At 60.3% G+C, this 25,741-nt stretch carries 24 protein-coding genes; 13 read left to right on the top strand and 11 right to left on the bottom strand.

Going from position 1 to position 25,741, the window contains the following annotated elements:
• Positions 1 to 116: 116 nt before the first annotated feature.
• From AC13QY_RS05950 to AC13QY_RS05935, 4 genes are all read right to left on the bottom strand, one after another.
• Positions 117 to 1,208, bottom strand: a complete 1,092-nt coding sequence (locus AC13QY_RS05950; RefSeq protein WP_488492892.1) for a porin — start codon at positions 1,206 to 1,208, stop codon at positions 117 to 119.
• A 390-nt stretch (positions 1,209 to 1,598) separates the two neighbouring features.
• Positions 1,599 to 2,786, bottom strand: a complete 1,188-nt coding sequence (locus AC13QY_RS05945) for an adenylate/guanylate cyclase domain-containing protein (protein ID WP_488493386.1) — start codon at positions 2,784 to 2,786, stop codon at positions 1,599 to 1,601.
• A 48-nt stretch (positions 2,787 to 2,834) separates the two neighbouring features.
• Positions 2,835 to 4,457, bottom strand: a complete 1,623-nt coding sequence (locus AC13QY_RS05940) for an MDR family MFS transporter (protein WP_488492891.1) — start codon at positions 4,455 to 4,457, stop codon at positions 2,835 to 2,837.
• A gap of 77 nt (positions 4,458 to 4,534) precedes the next feature.
• The gene (locus AC13QY_RS05935) at positions 4,535 to 5,761 is read right to left on the bottom strand and encodes an HlyD family secretion protein (protein WP_488492890.1); all 1,227 of its coding nucleotides are present in this window, start codon (positions 5,759 to 5,761) and stop codon (positions 4,535 to 4,537) included.
• A gap of 136 nt (positions 5,762 to 5,897) precedes the next feature.
• Between AC13QY_RS05935 and AC13QY_RS05930 the strand changes: the two genes are divergently transcribed.
• Positions 5,898 to 6,800 (top strand): LysR family transcriptional regulator, encoded by a 903-nt coding sequence (locus tag AC13QY_RS05930; RefSeq protein ID WP_113333349.1) that lies wholly within the window; start codon positions 5,898 to 5,900, stop codon positions 6,798 to 6,800.
• A gap of 125 nt (positions 6,801 to 6,925) precedes the next feature.
• Positions 6,926 to 7,369, top strand: a complete 444-nt coding sequence (locus AC13QY_RS05925; protein WP_488492889.1) for a hypothetical protein — start codon at positions 6,926 to 6,928, stop codon at positions 7,367 to 7,369.
• 71 nt (positions 7,370 to 7,440) lie between these two features.
• On the opposite strand, the gene AC13QY_RS05920 is transcribed toward AC13QY_RS05925, so the two are convergent.
• The 3 genes from AC13QY_RS05920 to AC13QY_RS05910 form a co-directional block, all read right to left on the bottom strand.
• A complete protein-coding gene (locus AC13QY_RS05920; RefSeq protein ID WP_488492888.1) occupies positions 7,441 to 8,448 on the bottom strand; it encodes an ABC transporter permease in 1,008 nt (335 codons plus the stop codon).
• A gap of 128 nt (positions 8,449 to 8,576) precedes the next feature.
• Complete coding sequence (locus AC13QY_RS05915; protein WP_488492887.1) at positions 8,577 to 10,118, bottom strand: sugar ABC transporter ATP-binding protein; 1,542 nt, start codon at positions 10,116 to 10,118, stop codon at positions 8,577 to 8,579.
• Between the two features lie 102 nt (positions 10,119 to 10,220).
• Positions 10,221 to 11,177 (bottom strand): sugar-binding protein, encoded by a 957-nt coding sequence (locus AC13QY_RS05910; RefSeq protein WP_113333353.1) that lies wholly within the window; start codon positions 11,175 to 11,177, stop codon positions 10,221 to 10,223.
• 370 nt (positions 11,178 to 11,547) lie between these two features.
• Here AC13QY_RS05910 and AC13QY_RS05905 point away from each other — a divergent pair, with 370 nt between their 5' ends.
• Together AC13QY_RS05905 and AC13QY_RS05900 are read left to right on the top strand one after the other, a co-directional pair.
• Entirely contained in the window at positions 11,548 to 12,690 is a 1,143-nt protein-coding gene (locus AC13QY_RS05905) for a LacI family DNA-binding transcriptional regulator (protein WP_233788747.1), read from the top strand.
• 56 nt (positions 12,691 to 12,746) lie between these two features.
• Positions 12,747 to 14,078 carry a hypothetical protein gene (locus AC13QY_RS05900; protein ID WP_488492886.1) on the top strand — a complete coding sequence of 444 codons (1,332 nt, stop codon included), beginning with the start codon at positions 12,747 to 12,749 and terminating at the stop codon, positions 14,076 to 14,078.
• A 34-nt stretch (positions 14,079 to 14,112) separates the two neighbouring features.
• Here AC13QY_RS05900 and AC13QY_RS05895 read toward each other — a convergent pair whose 3' ends face one another.
• The 3 genes from AC13QY_RS05895 to AC13QY_RS05885 are packed head-to-tail and all read right to left on the bottom strand — an operon-like array spanning position 14,113 to position 15,825.
• Entirely contained in the window at positions 14,113 to 14,685 is a 573-nt protein-coding gene (locus tag AC13QY_RS05895) for a hypothetical protein (RefSeq protein ID WP_488492885.1), read from the bottom strand.
• Entirely contained in the window at positions 14,675 to 15,238 is a 564-nt protein-coding gene (locus AC13QY_RS05890) for a DUF4352 domain-containing protein (RefSeq protein WP_488492884.1), read from the bottom strand. The genes AC13QY_RS05895 and AC13QY_RS05890 overlap by 11 nt, the downstream gene beginning before the upstream one ends.
• Positions 15,235 to 15,825, bottom strand: coding sequence for a hypothetical protein (locus AC13QY_RS05885; RefSeq protein WP_488492883.1), 591 nt, complete (start codon positions 15,823 to 15,825; stop codon positions 15,235 to 15,237). Before AC13QY_RS05885 ends, AC13QY_RS05890 begins: the two co-directional genes overlap by 4 nt.
• A gap of 202 nt (positions 15,826 to 16,027) precedes the next feature.
• Here AC13QY_RS05885 and AC13QY_RS05880 point away from each other — a divergent pair, with 202 nt between their 5' ends.
• The 9 genes from AC13QY_RS05880 to AC13QY_RS05840 all read left to right on the top strand — a co-directional run bounded on the left by AC13QY_RS05880 (position 16,028) and on the right by AC13QY_RS05840 (position 24,798).
• Positions 16,028 to 17,032 carry a LacI family DNA-binding transcriptional regulator gene (locus tag AC13QY_RS05880; RefSeq protein WP_113354638.1) on the top strand — a complete coding sequence of 335 codons (1,005 nt, stop codon included), beginning with the start codon at positions 16,028 to 16,030 and terminating at the stop codon, positions 17,030 to 17,032.
• Between the two features lie 59 nt (positions 17,033 to 17,091).
• The gene (locus AC13QY_RS05875) at positions 17,092 to 18,444 is read left to right on the top strand and encodes an ABC transporter substrate-binding protein (protein ID WP_488492882.1); all 1,353 of its coding nucleotides are present in this window, start codon (positions 17,092 to 17,094) and stop codon (positions 18,442 to 18,444) included.
• Between the two features lie 63 nt (positions 18,445 to 18,507).
• Entirely contained in the window at positions 18,508 to 19,452 is a 945-nt protein-coding gene (locus AC13QY_RS05870) for a carbohydrate ABC transporter permease (protein ID WP_488492881.1), read from the top strand.
• Positions 19,442 to 20,290 (top strand): carbohydrate ABC transporter permease, encoded by an 849-nt coding sequence (locus AC13QY_RS05865; RefSeq protein ID WP_488492880.1) that lies wholly within the window; start codon positions 19,442 to 19,444, stop codon positions 20,288 to 20,290. The genes AC13QY_RS05870 and AC13QY_RS05865 overlap by 11 nt, the downstream gene beginning before the upstream one ends.
• 27 nt (positions 20,291 to 20,317) lie before the next feature.
• Positions 20,318 to 21,514, top strand: coding sequence for a glycoside hydrolase family 172 protein (locus AC13QY_RS05860; RefSeq protein ID WP_488492879.1), 1,197 nt, complete (start codon positions 20,318 to 20,320; stop codon positions 21,512 to 21,514).
• A 100-nt stretch (positions 21,515 to 21,614) separates the two neighbouring features.
• Entirely contained in the window at positions 21,615 to 21,881 is a 267-nt protein-coding gene (locus tag AC13QY_RS05855) for a type II toxin-antitoxin system Phd/YefM family antitoxin (protein ID WP_113333363.1), read from the top strand.
• A complete protein-coding gene (locus AC13QY_RS05850) occupies positions 21,878 to 22,321 on the top strand; it encodes a PIN domain-containing protein (RefSeq protein ID WP_488492878.1) in 444 nt (147 codons plus the stop codon). The genes AC13QY_RS05855 and AC13QY_RS05850 overlap by 4 nt, the downstream gene beginning before the upstream one ends.
• Positions 22,322 to 22,583: 262 nt before the next feature.
• Positions 22,584 to 23,792 (top strand): glycosyltransferase family 4 protein, encoded by a 1,209-nt coding sequence (locus tag AC13QY_RS05845; RefSeq protein ID WP_488492877.1) that lies wholly within the window; start codon positions 22,584 to 22,586, stop codon positions 23,790 to 23,792.
• A gap of 16 nt (positions 23,793 to 23,808) precedes the next feature.
• Positions 23,809 to 24,798 carry an NAD-dependent epimerase/dehydratase family protein gene (locus AC13QY_RS05840; RefSeq protein ID WP_488492876.1) on the top strand — a complete coding sequence of 330 codons (990 nt, stop codon included), beginning with the start codon at positions 23,809 to 23,811 and terminating at the stop codon, positions 24,796 to 24,798.
• A gap of 169 nt (positions 24,799 to 24,967) precedes the next feature.
• On the opposite strand, the gene AC13QY_RS05835 is transcribed toward AC13QY_RS05840, so the two are convergent.
• Entirely contained in the window at positions 24,968 to 25,735 is a 768-nt protein-coding gene (locus AC13QY_RS05835; protein WP_113333367.1) for an SDR family oxidoreductase, read from the bottom strand.
• Positions 25,736 to 25,741 lie beyond the last annotated feature (6 nt).

Below are 25,741 nucleotides of genomic sequence, written 5' to 3'. Positions count from 1 at the left end.
AATCGGATCCTTCCGGCTTTGATCGATCGGAGGTCAACCGATCGCCTTGAGAAGCCTGATGGATCGGTACATCAGGCTTCCCGTACCTGGTCCTAGGTAGACCAGGTAATTCGCTATTAGAAGCTACGCTGGAAGCGCAGGATACCAGCCCACTGATCCTGGTTCACGGAATCGAAGTTGGTGTAGGAGACTTCCGGCTCGATGAGCAGGTTCTTGACCGGGTTCCACTTCACGTTCGTGGTAGCGGCAAAGATCTTGGAGTCGGTGTAGGCGAGCTGCAGGTTCCACTTCAGCTTTTCGTTGATCGGAACGCCAACGCCGCCCCAGACAGCCCAGTCACCCCAGCCGCACTTCGATGCATCGTTAGCCGGGCAAGAAGAGCGAGCCAGGTTGGTGCCAGCGTACTTGTTCAGCTTGTCGCCGTCCGTGTTCCAGCCGCCCATCAAGAAGGCCGAGAAGACGCCGAAGTCAGCATCGACGCGAGCCTTGATGGCGCCTTCCGACTTAATGGAGTCGTAACCGCCGACGACCTTGAAGCCCCATGCGCCAGACTTGAAGCCAGCACCGGCAACGACGTCGGGAGCGTAGTGATTGGCCTTGTCGTCGCTTGCCCAGCTCGCGCCATAACCAGCGCCCGAGCCGCTGGAGTTCGAGTCTTCAACCGAGACGACAGCCGTGAAGCCGTTGCCGGCATCGTAGGTGTAGGTCAACTGGTTGAGTTCGTACGGGCCGTCATAGATCACGTCGTCGTTGATGACGTCGCCGGCATAGCCGATGTAATAGTTGAACTGCGAGTCGGCCTTACCGACCAGGAAACCACCGAGGCTGATGTTGGCGAACAGCAGCTTGCTGGAGGTCGAGTTGCCTTCCTGCCAATCCCAACGGATGACCGTGTTGGTCTTCAGCGGGCCGTATTCGGTGTCGGTCGCGGTGTCGAGGCTCAGCTGAGCGCGGGTATGCCAGAGAGTGCCGTTGTGGCTGTTGGCATTGTAGGCATCGTACCACTTGCCTTCGGTACGGACCATGCCGCCGACCTTGAGGCAGGTTTCGGTACCGGGAATGAAGAAGTAGCCAGCGCCATATGCGTCGCAGATGCGAACGTATTCCAGCGGTTCCGGCTCGGCGGCGACGATCGCGTCGGCAGCATGAGCACCGGATACCGCCGCCAGAGCGGCAGCGGAGCCGAGAAGAAGGCTCTTGATGTTCATTGTAAACTCCTTGTCGTAATTATTTCTACGTAATCCAAGGAGCGAGCATAATAGGCTACCATGGAAGTGCTCCCCGCAAACAGGAAGCCAAACCAGGCACTGCATCTGCAATAGACCGCCGGTACTATCCCCACCCCGATGGAACCTCGTAGCTGGCGGCTGAAACAACAACCCCACCAGATCGCAAGCTAATTAGGTTCTGATGACAGAGCTATATACATTCAGGTTGTTTGTAAATCCGAGCCGGAGCCATTCGGAAACGGAAAAACTGGTTGTTGATTTAATGCAACACATGCTTGGCGGGAAATTCGGATAGGAAACCCCATCCGAGCAATCGAGGGATCGATCGAATGCATGGATGGCCCAACCTCTCTCCTCTCATCGGTGGCGTCAGCACGCGATCGCAAACAGCTCCATCGCATTGGCGAAGCCCTTCAGCGGCTGCCGCCCCATCGAGATCGCATCGGTGATATCAGCCTTTTGCTGGAATGGGCCTGATATCAGGAGCGCTTGGCCGCTCTCGCTGCAGACGTTCTGGATACGGCTGACGATATTGACGTCAGGGCCGATCAAGGTGAAGTCCAGGCGGTTGCCGGAGCCGACATTGCCGTAGCTCACCTCGCCATAGTGCAGCGCGATACCGACCTTGACACTGATGCCTTCATATTCGAAGCCGCTTATTTCATCGAGAATTGTCTTCGCCGCGGTCAGCGCGGCATCGCAGGCTCCGGTCGCATCGGCGCCTGGAAAGAATGCCAGAACCGCATCGCCCATGAATTTCAGCACCTCTCCACCTTCGTGGGTGATCGCCGGTATCACCTTGTCGAAATAGGCGTTCAAGAGCCCGAGCACGGTGCCGCCTGGCAGCCGATTGGAAAGCTCGGTGAAGCCGCGTAGGTCGCACAGCAGAAGTGCGGCCTCCATGGATTCGATTTCTCCGCGACGGATGTGTCCTGCGAGGATGCGGCTCGCCGTCATTGGGCCGATATAAGTGTCGAGAAGGCTGAGTTCGCATTGTCTGAGGACGCGGAGCTCGCAAGTGTTGCGCAAGGCCGGCAGGATGCGTTCGATCAGGTCATGCTCGCCGGATGTGAAGCCGCCTGGCCGCCGCGTGGCGAAGACGGCGCAGCTGATCGGTCCGTCGGCGTTGCAAAGCGGCGCCACGATCAATTGCACGAGCCCCCGGCCGGAAAATATGTCGATATGTTGCCAGCGCCCGTGCGGACTCTCACCCGGACCGACGACGAGCGGTTCGCGCATCTCCTGTGCCTTCATGAGCGGCGTATTGGCAAGCGCGAGACGCGAGCCATGTTCGCGATCATGGATCTCGACCGGCTCGCCGGGCGCCCAGGCGAAGGTGCGGCCGATGAATTCGGGATGCAGCGTCGTCAGGTGCAGCGTCAACCGATCGATGGGAAGGCCAAGGGTCCGCAGGCGGCGGCCGAGCCCGGCGACGAGGCCGGCCTCGTCGAGGGCGTGGCATTCATCGCCCGTCAGCCATTCGATCAGGCTGAGGGTAGCCGCGGTATTGACGCCAATATGGCCCGTCCTGGAATTGATGATCGAGGTTTTGGGCATGTCGTGCAGCAGGGTCATGGCTATCTCCTCCTCTTTGAGATGCGGCGCTCAGTGTGCCGCACCGCCGGAAAGGTGGCTGGGTTTCTTCAGAAGCAGGCTCGCGACGAGGGCGATGACCAGCGCGACGCCGAGCAGGAAGAACGTGTCGCTGAAAGCCATGATGTTGGCCTGCTTGCGAAGGCTGGCGGCGATGGCGACGATCGCCTTGTGCGTGGCAAGCGCCTGGTCGCTGACACCATGGTCCATGAAGTAATTTGTCAGATTGGCAACGCGGGCACGGGTCGCCTCTTCGAATGCCGAGACCGAATTCGTGAGGATGTTGGAATGAAACTGCTCGCGCTTGGTGAGAAAGGTCTGCAGCGCGGCGATGCCGACCGCGCCACCGAGATTGCGCATCATGTTGAAGAGTGCCGACGCGGAGCCGGCATTTTCCTGCTCGATGCCGGCGGTGGCGATCGCCGTCAGCGGCGTGAAGGCGAGTGCCTGGCCGACGGCGCGCACGATATTCGGCCAGAAGAGCTGATCGCTGGCATAGTTGCCGGTCATGTGAACATTCATGAAATTCGAAGCGGCAAAAAGCGCGAAGCCGACGATGATCAGCAGCCGGGCATCGACACGTTTCATCAGCCGCGGCACCAGCGGGATCAGGATGAGCTGCGGAATGCCGGTCCAGGCAAGCACCATGCCGATCTGCTCGGAATTGTATCCCTGAATACGCGTCAGGTAGATCGGCAGGATGAAGACCGAGCCATAGAGGGCGACACCCATCAGGAAATTGGCGACGATGCCGAAGCCGAAATTGCGGCGCGCCAGCAGGCGCAGGTTGAGGAGCGGATGGGCGGCGCGAAGTTCGATGATGAGAAAGAGCGTCAAGGAGACCGTGGCGATGACAGAGAGGCGGACGATAAAGGGCGAACCGAACCAGTCGTCCTTGTTGCCTTCCTCAAGCACGGTCTGTAGTGCCGCAAGGCCAACCGCCATGGTGATGATGCCGGGCCAGTCGCCCTTGGCGAGCAGCGAAAGGTTCATCGGCGCGCGATCGAGCGAGGCCCAGAGCATGCCGACCATGAGAATGCCGGGCACGAGGTTGACGTAGAAGATATATTCCCAGCCCCAGTTTTCCGTGAGGTAGCCGCCGATGGTCGGCCCGATCGCCGGCGCGAAGGTCGCCGAAAGGGCGAAGAGCGCGAGGCCGATCGGCTGCTTGGGCTTGGGGAGCAAGGTGATGATGATCGTGAAGGCCATCGGGATCAGCACTCCGCCCGAGAAGCCCTGTATGGCGCGCAGCACGATCATCTGCTGCAGATTGGCGGCAAAGGCGCAGCCGACCGAGAAAAGGAGAAAAAGGATCGCGTTGGTCAGCAGATAGATGCGCACGGAAAAGACGCGGGCGAGCCAGGCGCTAAGGGGAATGACCACGATTTCGGCGATCAGATAGGAGGTCGAGATCCAGCCGCCATCGTCCGTTCCGGCGCCGATCGCGCCCTGGATGTCGGCAAGCGAGGCATTGACGATCTGGATGTTGAGAACGGCCATGAAGGCGCCAAGTGTCGAACCAACGACGGCGGTCCACATGCGCAGCGGGCTCATGGCGGGCCGGGCAACCGGAGCGGATGCACCGCTCTCGGATGCGGCTGAATTGTTGTTTGCGGCGATCTGAAGGGTAGCCACGGCGCGTCTCCTTCCGGCTCATGCCGGAATAATCTCATGACGATACGGAGGTGATAATCGATGAAGATCGGGAAGGATCATCCAGCGTGGCTGGATAATCCTTGTGCGTCCGTTGTCGATGTCTGGATGGCCTTGGTGTCGATTTCCGGCTCCACCGACATGCCTGAGCGCAGCAAACCGACGAGGTTATCGTCATCGATGACGATCTTCACCGGTATGCGCTGGACGATCTTGGTGAAATTGCCTGTCGCATTGTCCGGTGGCAGCAGCGAGAATTCGAGCCCGCTTGCCGGCGAGAGGCTGTCGACATGGCCCTTGATGGTGACGTTCGGGAAGCTGTCGACCTTGATTTCGACCGACTGTCCGGGACGTACATAGGTAAGCTGTGTCTCCTTGAAGTTCGCGACGACATAGACCGAGTGCAGCGGCACCACCGCCATCAGCTGCGTTCCCGATGTCACATACTGCCCGACGCGAATCGAGCGGGCGCCGACCGTGCCGTCGACGGCGGCGACGATGTTGGTATAGGAAAGATTGAGCTCGGCCTGCTGAACGGCCGCAGCGGCCCGATCGCGCTGGGCGGCTGCCTGGTCTCGCTGGGTCTGAAGCACCGGCACCTTGTTCTGAGCGGCGACGAGCGCGGCCTGATCGCGCTCGACGGCGGCGGCGGCCTGCTTTCTGGCCGATGCCGTCTCTTCGGCGCGCGACTGTGTGCCGACGCCGTTGGTGATCAGCCGAGCCGAACGCGCGGCATCCGATATCGCATAATCCAGGGAGGCTTGCGACGCGTCGACCGTCGCCTTGGCCTGCCCGATCAGCGATTGCTGCAGCTGGATCTGCGCATCGATGTTGGAAATCGCCGCATCCGCGGCCTTGAGATCCGCCTTCGCCTGGGAAAGTGCGGCCTGGAAATCGCGGTCGTCTATGCGGGCGAGCACCTGGCCGGCCTTGACCTTGTCATTGTCGTTGACAAGCACATCCTTGATATAGCCGGCGACCTTCGGCGCGATCGTGGTGTAATCGGCCTTCACATAGGCGTCGTCCGTGGATTCGATGAAGCGCCCGACCGTCCAGTAGCGATAGCCGAAATCCGCCGCGATCGCGACGCCAGCCAGCAGCGCGGCGATCAGCACGCCGCGCTTGATGAGCTTTCCGCCTGTCTTGGGCGTGGCCGAAGCGACAGGCGCTTCGACGGCCACGCCGCGCGGGGCTTCGTTCGTGGGAGACCTTGCGACCTCGTTGGCCGGAGCAGCGTCGGCTTGGCTCGCGTTCTTGAACGCTTCGTTGCGGGGGAGTTCCACCATCGTCCGTTTCCTTCAATGCGCCACCCCTTTGCCCGGGGTCATTTTGATGCGATGAAGATGCATCCGAACCGTCCTTCTGATAATCTCCTCAAATCGGGAAGGATCATCAAGTCACAGTGGATAATCCGAGGACAATATGGATCGGTTGACCAGCCTCACAGTCTTTGGCCGGGTGGTGGAATGCGGCGGCTTTTCCGCCGCCGCTCGCCGGCTCAACATGTCCGTCACCATGGTGGGCAATCACGTGCAATCGTTGGAAGACCGCTTGGGCGCGCGGCTCCTGAACCGGACGACGCGCCGAATCAGTTTGACGGAAACCGGCAAATATTATTATGAGCGTTCCTCACAGATCCTGGCCGATCTCGAGGAGGCCGATCGGGCCGCCGGCGCGCTTAGTACCATGCCGCGAGGCACGCTGAAGCTCTATACCAGCGGCGCGATAGTCCGCTTCCTGCTTCCCGTCGTCAACGAATTCATGACGCAATATCCCGCGATCTCGCTCGATTTCAACGTCGGCGAACGGTCGATCGACATGGTCGAGGAGGGTTACGACCTGATGATCCGAACCCTCCCCGCATCCGACTCGACACTCGTCGCGCGCAAGCTCACGCCCTGGCGGCACATGCTCGTCTGCTCGCCCGAATATCGTGACACACATCCGATGCCGAAGGTTCCGGCCGACCTCGCGGAGCATAATTGCCTGCAATATACCTACTACCCCTATGGCGACGAATGGCGTTTCGAGGATGCCGATGGCAAGCAGGTGGGCGTCAAGATTTCTGGCAATGTCGTCTCCAACAGCGCGGAGACGCTGCGCTTTCTCCTGGCGAGCGGGCAGGGCATCTTTCTCGCTCCGAGTTTCATCGTCTTCGAAGAGGTCGCCGCCGGCCGTCTCGTGCGTGTCATGCCCGACTATCGCGCCGTGGAATTCACGATCAGCGCGATCTATCCGAACCGTAGCCATCTGCCGACGAAAGTGCGATTGTTCATCGACCTTTTGGCGGAGCGTTTCGTCGAACACCGCAAGTGGATGACCTGAGCACAACAAGGCCGAGTTCTTTCCGTCGGTGACGCAGCAGCGAATGGAGCCATCTCAAAGCCATGGCGAACCGAATAACATGCGAGGCTCGTCCGGAGCTACCCGCGATTCAGATGGGGAACGGATTGACCGACGTCTTCATGGAAGTTCTCGCCATCGCTGCTTCGGTGTTGGCGCGAACGAGGTCGGAGCAAGCGTTTGCATCCTGGATCGCTTCGCGAGATCAGGCGGTCTTGGGACTTGGGGCGGTGGGATTCGACATCGCCGAAATGCCCTGGGACGTCGCGACATTTGCCGCGGATCGGAATTTTCTAATTCGGGCGATTACCGCCGCGGAATCGAAAGTCGGTTGGGAAAAGCTGGGCTACGAGCCGAAGGAAGACTGGCTGATGCCGCGCCTGATGCGTTTGCGAATGCTGGTGTCGGCATTCGGACCACACGATATCAGGGCAAGCGGCGCGGCGATCCATTCGACCTTTTCCGAAAGCGACCTCCGCCGCTGCGAAACGCATGGGATCATCATGCATGCTTACGGATGCCTCGTCTGCAACAGGTCGGGGCCTTCCTGAAATCACGGGCATGTGGCATGGCCTTACCGATCGTACAGGACGTCCTCGGGTCCATCCGGCCGGTGGCGGCATCATGACTGCGGTTGTTCGGCGGGCTGGCGCGTTTCAGCTTGGCGTGCGGCGGAGGCGAGGCGCCGTTGCGCCCGGATGGCGCTCCATTGCTGGTCGATCAAGACGCCGATCAGGATGACGCCGCCCATGACGGCGAAGTTGAGCGAGGAGGGGATACCCAAAAGGTTGACGAGGTTCTGCAATTCCTGCAGCAGGATCGTGCCCAGCACCACGCCGATCAGCGATCCTTCACCGCCACGCAGCGAAAAGCCGCCAAGCACCGCCGCGGCGATCGCGTAGAGCTCATAGAATTGCCCATGGCTCGCCGGCGAAATGGAGCGGGTGTACATGGCGAAATAGATCGCTGAAAGCGCCGTCAGCACGCCGCATATGATGTAGGCGACCGTTACCATCTTCCTGGTGCGGATGCCGGAATATTTCGCCGCCTCCTCATTCTTGCCGATGGCGTAGAGATAGCGGCCGTACACGGAGCGATGCAGAACGATCCACATGACGGCGGCGATGATCACGAGCGCGATGAAGGTGTTCGGCACGCCATAGAAGCGGCCGGCGGTCAGGAATTCGAGGGTCGGAAAGTTCTGGCCGAAGGCGAAGCCGGCCGTGCCGTCCGCTGTGTAGAAGCGCGCCGCGCCACGATAGATCAGGAGGCCGCAAAGGGTGACGACGAAAGGCTGGAGGTTGAGCCGGGTAATCAGCCAGCCATGGATCGCTCCCAGGAGGCCGCCAAGGATCAGGATCAGCGGCAGGGCGATCGCCCAGGGCATGTTCTGGACGGCGATGAAATCGATGAACAGGACGCCGAGCAAGGCAACCAGCGAGCCGACGGACAATTCGATGCCGCCGGTGATGATGACGAAAGCCTGGCCGATCGACAGGATTCCAAACAAGCCGATGAGGTTCGACGTATTGGCGAGGTTGATCGGCAACAGGAAGCGCGGATTGATGATCGTCACGACAATGCCGACAACGATGATCAACAAAAGCAGGCCTAGATCTTTCTTACTCATCGATATCAATTCCCATTGGCCGCGGCCGTTAGAGCAATTCCAAGCGAAGTGCGAAGCATCTTTCGCGGGAAATTGCGCAAAAACAATGAGATAGAGAGGTTCAGGTTTCCTTGGATAGCTGAACCACTCTAGTGTAGCGTTTTGCCGACGGCCAGCAAAAGCACGTTTTCCTGACTGAACTGATCCTTTTCGAGGATGCCGGAGATCCGACCCTCATGCATGACGGCGATGCGGTCGGAGACGCCGATCACCTCTTCCATGTCGCTCGAGATCATCAGGATCGCCACACCGGCATCGGCAAGCTTGCGCATCAGGCTGTAGATTTCGCTCTTCGCGCCAATATCGATGCCGCGGGTGGGCTCGTCGAAGATCAGCACCTTCGGGTGCATCGCCAGCCATTTGGCGAGCACGACCTTCTGCTGGTTGCCGCCCGAAAGCGTGCCCGTGCGGGTCGCGACCGATGGCGTCTTGATGGCGAGCTGCCTGCGCTGTGTTTCGGCCATGGTATTTTCTCGCTCCGGTGAAACCATGGAGCGGCGCGCAAAGGCCGGAAGGTTGGGCAACGATATGTTCTGCGAGATTGGCATATCGAGCAGGATGCCATTCAGCTTGCGATCTTCGGGCACCAGGAAAATGCCATTGGCGACAGCGTCCCTGGCGGATCGCAGTTTGAGATCGCGTCCGCCGAGGGCGATGGTGCCGCCATAGCTATGGTCGACCCCGAACAGGACGCGGGCAAGTTCCGTCCGGCCTGAGCCGACGAGACCGGCAAGGCCCAGGATTTCACCGTAACGGATATCCAGGTTGACGGGCTGCGCCGGATAGGCGGCTGTGCGGACCGCCGTGATCTTCAGGGCGATATCGCCCGGCGGACGAGCCGCGTCCACGGAGCGCGCGGCCAATGCCCGCCCGATCATCAGCTTCACCATGCGATCGTGGTCGATGGCGTCTTTCGCCAATGTGCCGACAAGCGTCCCGTCGCGCAGAACGATGACGCGATCGGCGACACGTTCGACCTCATGCAGGCGATGCGAAATGAAGATGACGCTGATGCCTTCGGCTTTCAGCGAGGATATGACGGCCAGCAGCTTTTCCGTCTCGGCAAGCGGCAGGCTCGAGGTCGGCTCGTCGAGAATGACGAGACGGGCATTGATGGATAACGCCTTGGCGATCTCGACCATCTGCTGCTGGGCAAGCGATAGTGACGCCACCGGCGTATCCGGCGAGAAATTGGCGCCGACGCGCTTCAGAAGAGGGGCGACCATCTCGCGCAGGCGGGCGCGGTCGACCAGTTTCAGGGCGCCGCCGTGCAATGGTTCGCGGCCAAGGAAAATATTGGCCGCGACATCGAGATTTTCAAAAAGGTTTAGCTCTTGATGGACGAAGGCAATCCCGGAGGCGATGCTGCTTTCGACCGTGAAGGCCCCGTGCTCGGCTCCATCGAGCCGAATACTGCCATGATCCGGCCTGACGACGCCGCCAAGGATCTTCATGAGCGTCGATTTGCCGGCGCCGTTCTCGCCGACAAGACCGATCACCTCGCCGGCGCTGACATCCATAGAGAAATTATCGAGCGCGACCACGCCCGGATAGGTCTTGCCGATTCCCGAAAGGCTGAGAAAGGGCATCGTGGTTTCAGCCGGTGCCAAGTTATCCGAACGCTGGTTCATAACGAATATCACGCCTGTGCGATGTGGCTTCGAGAGCCGCGACGAGGTGAGCAACTGCATTCGAGCAGCGCCGGTCCTCGCAACCGGCGCTGCTGGTAGGCCTTAATTGCCAGCCATGGCCTTCAGATTGGCCGCATAGGCATCGACGTCGTCCTTGCCGATGATTTTCGTCGGGATGATGATCAGCTTGTTGGCGGGAATGCCCGATTTGTCGCCCTTCAGGTAGGCGGCCATCAGCTTCATGCCCTGATAGGCCCAGAGATAGGGCTGCTGCACCACCGTCGCGGCGATCGTTCCTTCCTTGACGCCGCCGAGCGTGATCGGATCATCATCGAAGCCGACGACGGTGATCTGGCCGAGCTTGCCGGCTTCGCGCAGTGCTTCATAGATGCGCGGCGTGTTGTAGGAGTAGAAGCCGACCATGCAGGTGACGTCAGGGCTCGCGACGAGCGCGTCTTCGACATTCTTTTTTGCTCTCGTCTGGTCGATGTCGTCGCCGCGCACGTCGGTCAATTCGATCTTCGTGCCCGCCAGGCCATCCTTCATGCCCTGGATGCGCTCCTTGGCATTGTCGGCGCCGAGAAGCCCCACGAAGCCGATGCATTTGCCCCCGTTTGGCATGGCTTTCTTGGCGATCTCGGCGGCCTGCTTGCCGGCATCGACGTTCGATGAGCCGATATAGGCGACGCGGTTCGTATCCGGTGCGTCGCTATCGGTGGTGAACAGCGCCGTTTCCGAGCCGATCTTGTTCAGCCCCTCCGTTGATGTCTTGGGATCGACGGCCGAAACCATGATGCCCTTGACGCCGGCCGCCACGAGGTCTTCCATCAATCGCTGCTGGATCGCGACCGACGATTGTTCAGGATATTTCAATTCCATGTTGAAGTCCGGCAATTCGGCCTGAGCCTTCTTGACGCCGGCTTCGGCCGCCTTCCAGAAGTCGGACGCGCCGTTGACCACAAATGCGAGAGTCGGCTTGTCGGCGGCATAGGTCGCCGTCGCATAACTCAGCAGCAACCCTGCCGCGAAGGCGGCAGCGCCCCGTGTTACGTATTTCATGATCGTCCTCCCATAGATCCGCCTGCGGGATCTGGTTGCAACTCGCGGCAGGCCGGTCCTGAACCCCCTCCTAGGGTTTTCTCGCCGAGCGAGATAAGGCACGTCCCACCACGACACCGACGGTATACGACTAATTTCAATTAGTAAATAGTATTAGTAATACAGTTGCCTGTGCGCGAAGCGGCGGACTCTCGAAAATCTAGCTATTTGGTTCAATTGCCAGCGATCTCGCGCTTGAAGATGTGGGTGGCGATTGTATGCCTATCCGCACCGGTTGCCGAGATCGTGCAATTGATGATAATAAAAATTAGCGCATGAAGGCGGCCGTGGGGATCGTAGGCCGTTTTCGCTTCAGGGGAGATGAGACGCAGTGAAGAAGATATCGGCCGCGAACGGCGATCGCACGGCCACCGACAACAGGGCAACGAAGCGAAGCGGCCGTCGTTCCGGCACGAGGGTCACGATGACCGATATCGCCAAAGCGGCTGGATGTTCGCAAAGCGCGGTATCCTTCGTCCTCAACAATACGCCGGGCATGCGGCTATCGCAGCAGACCCGTGAGAGGGTCATCGAGGCAGCCCGCCAGCTTGGCTATGTCGCGCCGGTGCTTGCCGCGCCGCCGGCGCTGCTGTCTCCGTCGAGGCTCGATGGCGTCATCGGCTTTGCCGTCGACCAGCTTGCAACCAGTCCGGAGGCGGTTGTCGCGATCGAAGGAGCGCGCCAGGCCTGCTGGAATGCCGGAAACGTTCTGCTCGTCGCACAGACCATGAGTGATCCCGTCATGGAGCCGAGAGCGATCAAGGCGCTCACCAACAGCGGCATCTCGGCGCTCATCTACATGACGATCTTCACCCGCGAGGTGGAGGTGCCGGATTATCTTTATGATCTCAATATCCCGATCATTCTTCTGAATTGCTATACGTCCGACTATGCCTTTCCGTCCGTCGTTCCGAGCGAAATCGCCGGCGGGCAGACCGCGACCCGGCATCTGATCTCGCATGGGCATCATCGCATCGCGACGATCACGGGCGAACCGTGGATGCAGGCCGCCCAGGATCGATTGACCGGTTATCGTCGCGCCCTGGCGACGGCCGACATTCCATTCGATCCGGAGCTTGTCATAGAGGGTGACTGGTCGGCGAGCGCCGGCTATGCCGGCACCATGAAACTACTTTCGCTCCGCGAGCGCCCGACGGCGATTTTCTGCCAGAACGACCGCACCGCCATTGGCTGCTACGAAGCGCTGAAGGAGGCTGGCCTCCATATTCCGGAGGACATGTCGGTCATGGGTTATGACGACGAGGACATCTGCCGTCATCTCGTGCCGCCCTTGACGACCTCCGTCCTTCCTCACATGGCAATGGGCCAATGGGCGATCGAGCATCTGGAAACGGCCGTCTTGCCGCGAGAGCGCCGCTACCAGATCACCAAGCTCGAATGCTCGCTTGTCAAACGTGCGTCGGTTGCCGCACCGGCTGGCATCAGAACCGGGCGCAGGGTGCGAAAGGTTTGATCGGGTTCGCCGGAGGCGCGGGGCCATCCGTTCGCCTGGCAACCTGTAGAGGCGTCTTGGCGACTGACGGTTCGATTGCTACCATGCGCGTCATGACGGTTCTCTCTCCGGATACCCGCCCGCCGCTCCGGCTTTCGTTCCGGCTGCCGTCGCTCACCCTGCGACTGCTGTGGCGCTTCTGGCCGCAGCTGATGGCGCTGTGGCTGCTCGGCCTAATCGGAAATTCGCTTCTCAACGAACTGGCGGTCATGATCGGCCAGCTGAATGCGCTGGCCGGGCTGTCTACCCTGGCCCTTGTCGTTCTCCTGAAGCTTGTCATTATCGTCGCGCTGTTCGAGACCGTGCGACCCGGGTTGGCCTCGCTTGACGCCGCCTCGCGTGCCGCGGCTGCCCGGTCGGAAACCGATACCGGCGACGGCGCCGCGACGCCCAGCTTTACCTCGATACTCGCGCTGACCCTCGTGCCATTCTTCGCCTACTATGCCGCCTGGGGATTTCTCGGCGACACGGTGAGGGAATATTCCAGGCTATCGCTCGACCTGATGCCGTTCGGGGAGGATTATAATCCTCTGAAATTCGACGGCAGTGCCTGGCTCCTCGTATCGGTTGCCATTGCCTGGGCGGTCAGGCGCTTCGCCAAATTCATGCATTCGCGTTCGAAAGCGCCTGTCTGGGCTGTCATCATCGTTGTTTGTGAGGCGAACTGGGCCTTCATCGGTCTCTTTGTCATTTCGACCTGGGAAGGCGACATCCGTTCCTGGGTCGCCAAGCTTCCCGAAACGATCGGGCATTTTTTCGGCTTTCTCAATCCGGTCGGCGATGCCGCGGCGGCCACCATCTTTCCGCCGACGGCGGAGGACGCGTCGTTTTCCTTTTCCAGGCAAATGCGCGGCCTATTCCTTTATGCTCTTTATCCCGTCGTCTGGCTGACGCTCGCCGCCGTGGTCTATGGCTACGACATCAATGGCGAGCGCCCGCTGACGGAGGGCCGGTTGGCGCGCGCGGTTTCGCGCTGGCGGTCGCTGCCAAAGGCGATCCGTGATTTCATTTCGCATTTCATCGCGGGCACGGCAAAACGCTATCGTGCCTTGGCCGAGGGTGTCGGGCTGACCCTCGGCTCCGGTCTCGGGCTGATGCTATCAGTCATTCTGCTTTACCGGCTGCTGGATTGGAGCTCGGCCTGGGCCTGGTACGGCATCTCCAGGCTGATCGGTCCGCACGATCTGCCTTTGTGGCAGATGATCGCGCAGGCCATTTCGCTCGTCTTCGGCAGTCCAAGCGCGCCGGGTGACGGCGTCCTCATCATGCCGATCAAGATTTGCCTGCTTGCCGCGGCTCTGGAAATCGGTTTCGCTCAGGGGCGGCAATGGCGCCGCGGCGGAAGCTGAAGCACGGAGCGGTTCAGCGTCTCGTGGCTCTGCTTTAATTCAGCCGCAGCGGAAAGGATATGGCGTCCGGTCTCGTCGAAGCGAAGCTCAGCTGTGCCGACAAGGAGGGGATTGCGTCGGCCGGCACGACGAATTTTTCCTCCATGAGCGTATTCGCGCTTTTGGCGGGCGGCTGGCGCGATACGGTATCGCAGCCATCGATGGGAGTGGCCTGTGGATCGAGGTCGCGGCTGAGATCCTTGGAGAGAATGAAATTGAGGGGCTGCCAGCGGCGCCCCTTCGGGTCCGTCAGGGTCAGGCTGCATTGAGCCCAGGACTGTCCAATATCGTCTTCGGCTCTCGCGGTCAGCCTTACGATCACCAGGCGCATCTGGCCGGGGAAGGTCATTTTCCCGTCACGCCCATCACCGATCACCCTTGCCTGGTCGAGTGTCCAGGAGGCCTTGGCATAGGTCTGCCCGCCGATATTGCCGCTTACGCGCAGCTCGCTTCGCTTGATGTAATCCTCGGCGTTGCGCCATGCGTTGATGGCATGATAGCCGGCGAACAAGAAGGGCAGGCTAAGCAGGGATGCCAACCAAAGCCGTCGTTCCCGTCTAGACGCCATTATTACCGATCTCCGCGCGATCGCGCGTCTCGACGCTTCCACCGTCGAGCTTGACGCGAATTTCCGAATCCAGCTGAGGTGATGGCTGCCTGGAAAGCACCAGTGTCATATTGCTCGTTTCGTCTTCCGGCAGTTCGAAGATGAAGATGCCTGAAGTCGGCAGGCCCGGCTGTAAATCCTTGGATGGCAGAAGGCGGGGGGCACCATCGGCACGATGAGTCTGCCGGTAGGAGCGGCCGGAAGCTCCTTCAATCGCCGCAGCCTGGATGGTCATTGTGTCATATTTCGATTGTAGTTCGACACTGACGATGAGCCAGACGCCTTCGGTCTGTCGCTCGACCGGCTTGCCGTAAGAGGTAAACGCGATCGTCCTCGCGCGCAGGAGCTTGGCGACCTTGACGCTGAACGTCTTGCTCGACACGGTGTCCTTCTGCGGTCCCGACGTTTCGATGGGGCCGGTTAGGACGGCGTAGCTCGGTGTCGTCGATTGCAGGAAAGCCAGGAGCAGGGCGGCCACGCCGACGAGCAACACGGAAAGAAAGAGACGTGTCAAGGATTTGCTCCTTGCCCCGCCGAAAGCGGCAAGCCGACGCGCGCCACGTCGTTCGGATTGAACCAGCCCGGTGCGGCATAGAGATTGTCCTTCGGCTTGTAAGTGGTTCCCACGATCGCGACATTCAGCACTTTGGGAAGCGCCTGCGTCACGGGCAATTGCCAGACGACCTTGACCTTTTCCGGCATCATCGGCTGAAGATCCCAAAGCAAATCATTGTCCCGGACGAGATAGAATTGTGGGACCGGCGGATTTTCGAGATTTTCGAGCTTCAGCGTATCCCGATACGAATTCGAGCTTTCCGCCGTCATGTTCTCAAGGGTCAGATCGAGCGTCAGCGCTTTCTTGCCATCGGGAAGGTGTCGGCCATCCGGCGTTTCGGCAGCGACGCCGCCGGAATGAAGCGTCACTATCCATTGGCCGGCATCGACGGGTTTGCCAGGCGCCACCTGTGCCACTTCCGCTTCTTCGCGGGTTTGGTAGATCGAATACCCAAGCGACAGTGCGCCCGCCAAAAGGCCGCCGATGCCGGCGATGATCCGTGTATGGAGCGCCTTGTTGGCTTTGCTGATGGCGGACTGATTCATTGCCTGATGCGATCGGGTGGTGACTTTCGCGGCCTGCATCCGAAGAGCGGGCGGCAATCTTTATTTGGTTCAGCCGGTCGATACGGCAAGGGTGGGTAGTGCCGGAGCGCGGGAATATGTGCTGATATTACCGGATAGACACTTGGTAAATCGATTTGCAAAAGCATTTGCAAATCGATTTACAATGCCGTAGCCTGCGCGAATGACCACAATCGCCAAAGTTGCCAAGCGTGCCGGAGTGTCGCCGACCACTGTGTCGCATGTGCTCAATCATGCCGACCGTGTCTCGGCGGATTTGCGCAAGCGCGTTCAAGAGGCAATCGCGGAGCTTGGTTATGTCCCGAACCCGCTCGCCCAAAGCCTCAGGACCGGCCGTACCAATCTCGTTGCCATGCTGATCCCGGATATCCGCAACCCCTTCTATCCGGAGATGGTGCAGGCGGCGCAGTCCGATCTCGAGGCGATCGGGGTCGATCTCCTGATCTTCAATACCGATGTTCCCGGCGGCCATTCGCAGGAGCACGGCGAGCACTATCTCCGCCAGATCCGCAGCCGGCGCATTGACGGTCTCATCGTCGGCGATTTCGCGCTCCATGGCATGCATGACGCGCTGCTCGAAATCGATCTTCCCACCGTGTTCATCGGCGACCTGCCAAACAAGGCGGTCGACAGCGTCAAGATCGACGATTTCGGCGGCGGCCATCAGATGGGAACCTATCTGGCGAAGAAGGGCCATCGCCGGATCGCGCATCTGACCGGCCCGTCCTTCTTCGCCGAGGCCATGGCGCGTGCCGCCGGATTTGAGCAGGGCCTGCGTGACAACGGCGTCGAGCCGATTGCCGAATTGCGGCGGGAGGGAAGTTATCTTGGTCCGTCAGGGCAAGAGGCGGTCGATTGGCTTCTGGCAAGCCATGGCGACAACCTGCCCTCGGTGATCTTCTTCGGAAACTACCTGATGGCGGCGGGAGCGCTCGCCGCCTTCTTCGATCGCGGCATCAGCGTGCCGAAGGATATCGGCGTCGCCGTCTTCGGCGACCAGCCGCAGCTCGAATATGTCAGGCCGAGGATTACAAGGGTCGGCAACACGCCGTCGCTGCTTGCCCACCGCGCGACCGAGATGCTGCTGGAGCGGCTTTCGGGAGCTTATGCCGGACCTGCGCGTTCGGACGTGATCCCCTGCAATCTACACGCCTACGATACCGCATGAATTGAGGCTCCGTCACCCGGGAGGAGAGTGGTGACGGTAACACAAAATGGGAGGAAGTCATGACTGGTAAGGATAAGTTCATCGCCCCCGTGACCCGTCGCGGCGTGCTCAAGAGCGGCGCGATCCTCGCCGCCGGCGCGGCTGCCGGGTTGAGCGGTTTTCCCTACATATCGCGCATGGCCGTCCGTGCGCAAAGCGCGCCGTTGAAGTTCTGGCAGTTCTACGCGCCCGGCGGCCCGGTCCAGAGCCAGATCGACTGGTTCGAGAAAGCGGTCGGGGCCTGGAACGACAGCCATCCGCAAAAGGTTGAACTCGAATATGTGCCGAACGCGGAATACATCAATGGACCGAAGCTCGCGACCGCATTCGCCTCTGGCGAGGGGCCGGACATCTTCCTGATCTCGCCGGGCGATTTCCTGCGTTATTACAATGGTGGCGTCCTGCAGGACCTGACGCCCCATATCGATGCCAAGGAGGATTTTCCCGAAAGCGTGATCGCCAACCGCATGGTCGATGGCAAGATCTACGGTATTCCGATGGAAGTCGAGCCGATGGCGATGTACTATTCGGTCAAGGCTTTCGAAGAGGCGAAGCTCAACGAGAATGACGTTCCGAAGACCTGGGACGACCTGCTTGAGCTTGCCAAGAAGCTGACGACGCCGAAGCGTTTCGGCGTGCTCTTCGAGACCCAGCCGGGCTACTATCAGAACTTCACCTGGTATCCTTTCCTCTGGCAGGGAGGCGGCGAATTCCAGGGCAAGGACGGCAAGAGCGCCTTCGATTCTCCCGCAACCGTGCAGGCTCTGAAGTTCTGGCAGGATGCCGTCAACTCGGGGGCGGCTCCGCGCCAGGTGATGGGCAGCGGCGCCAATGACACGGTCGCCAACCTAGCCTCGGGCTATTGCGCCATCCAGAATGTCGGCATCTGGGGCATCTCGCAATTGCAGAGCAATGCCAAGGATTTCAAATATGGCGTCTTCCGCCTGCCGACACCGCCAAACGGCAAATATGTGACCGTCGGCGGCGGCTGGGCCTTCGTCGCCAACGCCAAGAGCAAGAATCCGGATGCGGCGGCGCGGTTCTGTGCCTGGGCGCTGGCCTCCAAGGATAAAGGCTCCGTTCAGCGCGTCGCCGATTGGTGCACGAAGGGCAAGTCGGACATGCCACCGCGCGAAAGCGCTCTTGCCGCCGGCGGCGATGCCTTCAAGACCGGCATGATCGGCAAATTCGCCTCCGATGTCTATCCGGGAGCGCGTGCCGAACCGCGCGTGCCACCAGAAGTCTACAAGATCATTTCCGATGCGATCCAGCAGACGCAGCTCGGCGGCGCCGATCCTCAAGCGACGGCAACTTCGGCCTCGCAGCAGCTCGACGCGTTCCTTGGTTCCTATAGCGGCGCGCCGATCCTTTAAAAAGAAACGTCGGTCGCCGCGGCAATCAGCTCAAGCGGCCGTCTCTCCTTCCGGGACGAGATCATGACGACAATTGCAGATGCGACGACAAGCCATGCGAATGGCAGGCGCAAAGGCCTTTCCGCCCGGCATCGCGAGTGGATCGCGGGCTACCTCTTCATATTGCCCGACGCGCTTGGCCTCTTTCTGTTTCTCGGCGTGCCGATGCTTCTGTCGCTCGCCCTGAGCGTCTATGAAGTCAACGGCTTCGGCGGCTACAATTTCGTCGGCGCCAAGAACTATATCCGCATGTGGCATGACCCCCTGTTTTGGAAGGGAGCGAGGGTGACGGCGCTCTATGCCGTCATGCTCGTGCCCTCGCTGTACGTGACCGGTCTGGGGCTGGCGCTTCTCGTGCAGCGGACCAACCGTTTCAATGCCGTCATGCGGTCGATGTTCTTCGCGCCAAACATGGTGAGCCTCGTGGTCGTCGCCCTTGTCTGGCAATTCATGGTGATCGACAAGATCGGCGTCGTTGGTCAGACCATGGCGAACCTCGGTCTTCCCGCTATTTCATTTCTCGGCGATCCGAATTTCGCATTGATCACCGTCGTGCTTGTCAGCGTCTGGTTCCTGATGGGCTTCTATATGCTGATCTTCCTAGGTGGCCTGCAGGACATACCGAAGGAGTATTACGAGGCGGCGATGATCGATGGCGCCGGCCCGGTCAAGCGTTTCCAATACATCACGCTGCCGCTCTTGAAGCCGACGAGTTTCTTCGTTCTCATGGTGTCGATGGTTGCCGCCGTTGCCGGTGCCCAGGCCTTCGACATCATCTACGTCATGACCAAGGGCGGCCCGGCCAATTCGACGGCGGTGCTGATCGTCTACATCTATCAGCAAGCCTTTTCCTTCGGCGCCTTCGGCTATGCGGCCGCGATGTCCTCGATCTTGGTCATCGCGCTCATGGCCGTGACAGCCATTTTCTTCGCCGTCACGCGTGGAGGACGTTTCGATCATGCCGAATGATGCCTCCAACGCCTATCTCGCGCGATCGCAGGTAACGCTGGTGCGCTGCCTGTGGATGTTGATCGCTGCCATCCTGGCGCTGATGACGCTGTTTCCGCTGCTCTGGATGGTCTCGATCGCCTTCAAGCCGGCAGCCGAATCCTTCTCCTCATCGCTGATACCGGAAGCGCCGACGCTCGACAATTTCATCTATGTGCTGACGGGCGTGCCCTTCATTCGCTACATGCTCAACAGCTTCCTTGTGTCGGCGACGGTGACGATCGTCGCGCTGTTCTTCCACACCATGGCGGGGTATGCGCTCGCGCGCCTGCGCTTTCCAGGCCGTGAGATCATATTCCTGGCGATCTTCTCGACCTTTCTCGTCTCGCTGCCGGTGGTGATCGTGCCGCTCTTCATCATCGTCAAGGCGATGGGCATGATCAATTCCTATGCGGGGCTCATCATTCCCGCGATCTTCAACGCCTTCGGCATCTTCCTGCTGCGGCAGTACTATCTTTCATTGCCGCGCGAGATCGAGGAGGCGGCGGTGATCGACGGCGCGGGTTACTGGCGGATCTATTGGAGCGTCATCCTGCCATTGAGCCGGCCGATCATGTCGGCGCTCGCTATCCTGTTCTTCCTCGCCAACTGGAATTCCTTCCTCTGGCCGTTGACGATCACCTCCAATCCGAACCTCTGGATGGTGCAGGTCGGCATCGCCAACTTCAAGAGCCAGTATTCGGCTTCCTGGAACTACATGATGGCGGCCTCCACCATCGTCGCCATCCCCACTCTCGTCCTTTTCGTGATTTTCCAGCGGCAGGTCATGGACTCGCTGAAGACCAGCGGCCTGAAATAGCCGTTTTCCTCAAGACAGGAGACATCTATGAGCAATCTCGGCCTTTCACCCTTGCGTGGGCTGGCTAAACTGCGCGAAGCAAGGACGCGCCGCTTTTCGAGCTACGACCGCACCGGCGGCAACGACGACCGCTTCCATATCGAGCCGGGAAAGACGGAGGTGATCGCCGAGCACTCGGGCGCCGGCATCATCACCCATATCTGGGCGACGCTTGCCTGCGAGAGCGAGAATTTCCTGCGCAAGATCGTGCTTCGCGCCTACTGGGATGGCGAGACGGCGCCGAGCATCGAGGCACCGATCGGCGATTTCTTCGGCATGGGCCATGGCCGCACGGCGAATTACGCCAGCCTGCCGATGCAGGCGAGTCCCGAAGACGGCAAGGCGTTCAACTGCTACTTCCCCATGCCCTTCGGCTCGCACATGAAGCTCACGGTGACGAACGAGGCCGAACACGACCTGCTATTCTACTATTATGTCGATCTCGAGCTTCATCAGATGCTCGAGGAGGACATGGGACGCTTCCACGCACAATATCGCCAATCGCAGCCTCAAGGCATGAGCGACGCCGGCCTCACCAATGAGGAATATCTCTTCGGCGGCGAGAACGTCGACGGCAAGGAAAACTACACGATCCTCGAGGCCGAAGGCCGGGGTCACTATGTCGGCGTTCTCTATAGCGTTTATTCGCGCCGCCGCTCCGAGGTGTGGGATTGGTACGGCGAAGGCGATGACATGATCTTCATCGATGGCGAACAGGGGCTCTCGGTGCCGGACACGGTGCGCAAGCCCGATCCGCGCATCGGGCCGAAGGCAGGGCTGATCGAACCGCGAGATGAATCCGCATCCGGTGCCAACGACGCCTGGCCGCCGACCCTGCACGGCACCGGCACCGAGGACTATTTCAATACGGCATGGTGCCCGACCCAGGAATACAGCGCGCCTTATCATGGCATCATCGCCGCCGGCGGTCCAAACTGGACCGAGCCGGTGACGCTCTACCGTTGGCATATTGAAGATCCGGCGATCTTTCAAAAGAACATCCGCGTGACGATCGAGCACGGCCATGCCAACCGCCGCTCCGACGATATTTCCTCGGTCGCCTTCTGGTATCAGGCCGAGCCGCACAGGCCGTTCGGCGCATTCCCCGAGGTCGCGGAGCGCGTGCCGACCTTCCGCCGGCCATTCAAGGAAATGGAGATCGCCGTGAAGAAGGCGAGGGGCTGAGAGCGGCAGCCTGAACTTCACTACAATCGCTATTCCATGCCTTGATTTCGCACAAATGCATCCCTAAAAGAGGTCATATGTGACCTTTTAGGGATTCGCCATGACAACGATCAGCTTAAAGGATGCCAAGGCGTCATTTTCCCATGTCGTCGATCAGGCTGCCGCCGGTGAGTTCGTGACGATTACGCGCCACGGGCGCGCTGCAGCCGTCGTCGTTAGCGTGGGGGTGGCCGAGGCGGCAAGAAAGGCGATCCGGAGCGGCCGGCCGAGCCTGGTGCAATATCTGAAGACCTTTCCGGGTGATTTCGATCCTAGCGATGATGTTTTCTCAAGAAATCCCGCTCCCTCTCGTGAGGTCGATTTGTGAGCTTTCTTCTCGACACCAACGCGATCTCCATGTTCGCCCCCTCCAAGGCAAGTGCATCGAACACGTTTGCCGAATGGGTGGATGAACAGGATCGGCGGGACGCAATCTATCTTTCCGCGTTGACTATCCACGAGATCGAAAAGGGCGTTCGGTTATTGGAAGCAAAAGGTGCGAAGGCAAAGGCAGCAGGGATTCACACCTGGCTACAAGGGCTAATTGCCGGGTATGGTGATCACATCCTGCCCGTCGACAAGGATGTCGCGCTTGAATCCGGAAGGCTCGAGGCGAAGGCGGTCATTGCCGGGCATGATCCAGGCGCGGCGGATGCAGTCATTGCAGGAACGGCAAGTGTTCATAAGCTCGTCGTGATCACAGCCAATCTCAAACACTTCCTACCGTTTGAAATCCCCGTCCAGTCGCCAGACCAAATCGCGCGCTAATGCTCCGGTTTGAATAGAGCGTCCTGGCAATTGCACGAACAGCAAGCTGGAGCACATGGCTTGGTAAGCATGCGCTACCGGCATTTCCTTCTCATGCATCGAAAGAGATCCTGTGGATTCAACCTGAAAGCGGGATGCTCTCGTGCGAATGGATGAATTGAAAATTTGCTGCGTTAGGGCGCTTTATGTATCGGGCGCGAAACGTAAGAGGACGGTTTCTTTCGCCGCGTCGGGTTAATGCCACAGGCGAGTTGCTGGTCTCATGCGTCTCATACTTGTCAATGATGTTTCGATCGTTCGCGGTGGCGCGACCAAGGTGGCGCTGCAATGTCTTGAGGCAAGCAGGGATGCTGGGCTGACATGCGCCATGCTGGTCGGTGATGATGGTGAGGGCCTCAAGCCGCGCTTTGCCGATATCCGCACGGTTGCGCTGGGCGAGCGCGCCCTTCGAGAGGGCCCGGCGACCGTCGATATCCTCGCGAAGAACTACAATCGGCGGGCCTATGAGGCGATGGAGGGCCTGCTTCGGGAATCGGATGAGGAAACCGTTGTCCATGTACATGGCTGGTCGCAGATCCTCTCGCCCTCGATTTTCTATGCCCTTGCCAGGCATCGGGTCAAAGTCATCGTCACGGCGCATGATTTCTTCCTGACCTGCCCGAATGGCGGCCTTATCAATTTCCGCAGCGGCGAGGTTTGCGACATCAAGCCGCTATCTCTCGCCTGCCTGACGACCAATTGCGACAAGCGCAGTTATCTCCATAAGCTTTGGCGCTTCCGCCGCACCCTGACACAGCAGGGGGTCGGCGAGAGGTTCTGGAGCCAGGTGGACATCGTCCTGGCGCATGAGAGCATGGAGGCGTTTCTGCGCACTGGCCCCTTCCGGCATTTCACGACGCTGCGCACGCCGACGCAGCCATTGACGCCGGCGCCCGTCGAGGCGTGGCGCAACCGCCGCACTGTTTTCCTCGGTCGCATGTGCTGGGAAAAAGGGGTTCAGACACTGGCGGATGCGCTCAACAAGACGGGTAGGACGGCAACGCTGATCGGGCGTGGGCCATTGCTAGCCGAGATGCGGCGGCTGTTGCCGCATTGCCATGTGCCTGGCTGGCTAAGCGACGAAGAGGTGAGCGAGATCGCTGGCACAGCGCGCGTTTTCGTCATGCCGTCGCGCATGCCGGAGCCTTACGGCCTGGTCGCCGCCGAAGCATTGATGTCCGGCATCCCGGTCATCGTCAGCAGCAATGCGTTGATCGCGGCGGAGGTCGAGGAGAATGGCGCCGGCCTGGTTTTCGATAGCGGCGATGCGGATTCGCTGGCCGAGAAATTGATGGCGACGGATGACGACCGATTGATGCGGCGGCTGAGCGAAGGGGCATTGGCCCTTGGCCGCCGCATCGCGCCGAGCAGGGCGGAATGGGGGCGCCGCATGGTGGATATCTATCTGGGACGGGGCGATTTTTCCGCATAGTGGTTGGGGGGAGACGATGGTGCGCGCATTGGTGACTGGTGGTTGCGGTTTCGTGGGCCGGCATCTTGTCCGGCGGCTTCTTGCCGAGGGCTTGGATGTCGTCTGCGTCGATTCCCTGGTCGCGGGAACGGGCGCGCTGCATCCGGAACTGTGGCAGCGGCTTCGGCGTTCCCGCTTCACCTTTTGCGAAGAGGATTGCCGGACGTTCTTCGCACGGCCTCCAGAGCATTTCGACTATGTCTTCCATCTGGCCGCGCTCGTCGGCGGTCGCTTGACGCTCGAGACGCGCGCGCTCGACGTCGCCGAGGATCTGGCGGTCGATGCGGAACTGTGGCAATGGGCATCGCGCGCCAAACCCGGTTCGGTCATATTCTTCAGCTCCAGCGCGGCCTATCCGGTGTCGCTACAGACCGTCGCCAATCATCGGCTGTTGTCGGAGGAGATGATCAATTTCGACGCCTCCGTCGGTGTCCCCGATCTCAGCTATGGCTGGGCAAAATTGACCGGCGAATATCTGATGAAACTCTATGTCGAACGCTACGGCCGGCGGGCCATCGCCTACAGGCCGTTCAGCGGCTATGGCGAGGATCAGGATCTTGCCTATCCTTTCCCGGCGATCTGCCGCCGCTTGCTTGCGGAAAAGGGGGCGCCCGAGGTCTTCGTCTGGGGCTCGGGCCGTCAGTGCCGGGATTTTATCCACATCTCGGACTGCATCGACTTCATCTGGCGGACGAGGGAGCTGCTTCCAGATGGGGCAAGCCTCAATCTATCGACCGGCACCGCGACTTCCTTCATCGAACTCGCCGAGACGATCAGTCGGCGGATCGGCTGGCAGCCGGCTGTCAGCGGGCGATCGAATCATCCGGAGGGTGTCTTTTACCGTTGCGGCGACACGGCCCTGCAACGCTCCTACGGACTGACTCCCTCGGTCGGTCTGGAGGAGGGGATCGCACGCATGCTCGCATATCTTCAGGCCGAGCAGGCGTCATACGCACTCGCCATCTGACCCCATACCCAATCACGCCCGTGTATGAAGTGAGCCATAAGTGACCAGGACACCCGGGGCAGTGAAGTCATTCGTAAAGCTCCCTTACCATCGGTGTCATGAAATTGACAGTCATATCCTATTGAAAAATATCGATTTGCTTGAACGGTCGCATGCGGATGCCCTTCCATCAGATGGCGGTAAAGCCGTTGTCGACGAAGAGGTGGATGCCGTTGACGAAGTTGGACTCGTCGGAGGCCAGATAGAGAGCGGCGCGTGCTACATCCTCGGGCTCGCCGATGCGCCCTTGCTGGGCCGCGATCGCCGCATCCGAGACATCGACGCCGAGAGCCCGCAACTCGGCGACCTCACGCAGTCCGTGCGGCGTGCGGATGAAACCGGGACAGACGGCGTTGCAGCGAATATTGCGATCGCGGAATTCGACGGCGATGGCGCGGGCGAACATATGCACCGCTCCCTTCGTCGTGTCATAGAGAACCTCCATCGGGGTCGCGGCGACGGCGGAGATCGACGAGGTGCAGACGATGGAGCCGCCGCCGGCGGCGATCATGCCCGGCAGCACCGCCTTGGTCATCAGGAACATCGAACGGACGTTGACGCCGTGCAGCCACTCCCATTCCTCGAGCGTCGTTTCGAGGAATGGCTTGATGACGATGGTGCCGGCATGGTTGAAGAGCACGGTCACGGCGCCAAAGCGGCCCTCGATGTCCTTGACTGCGACATTGACGGCCGCTTCATCCGAGACATCGGCAACCCAATGATCGGCGATGCCGCCGGCATCGCGGATTTCGCGCGCGGTCTGTGCCGCCGCATCGCCATTTCTGTCGATGATCGCGACCTGCGCGCCTTCGGCCGCGAAAAGGCGGGAGGCCGCGCCGCCCATGCCGGTGGCGCCCCCCGAAACGATGGCGATCTTGCCCTTGAGCCTGTCTGTCATGTCTTC

The sequence above is a fragment of the Martinezella sp. CNPSo 3795 genome (assembly GCF_057784475.1).
This window is presented reverse-complemented; position numbering and strand designations above follow the sequence as displayed.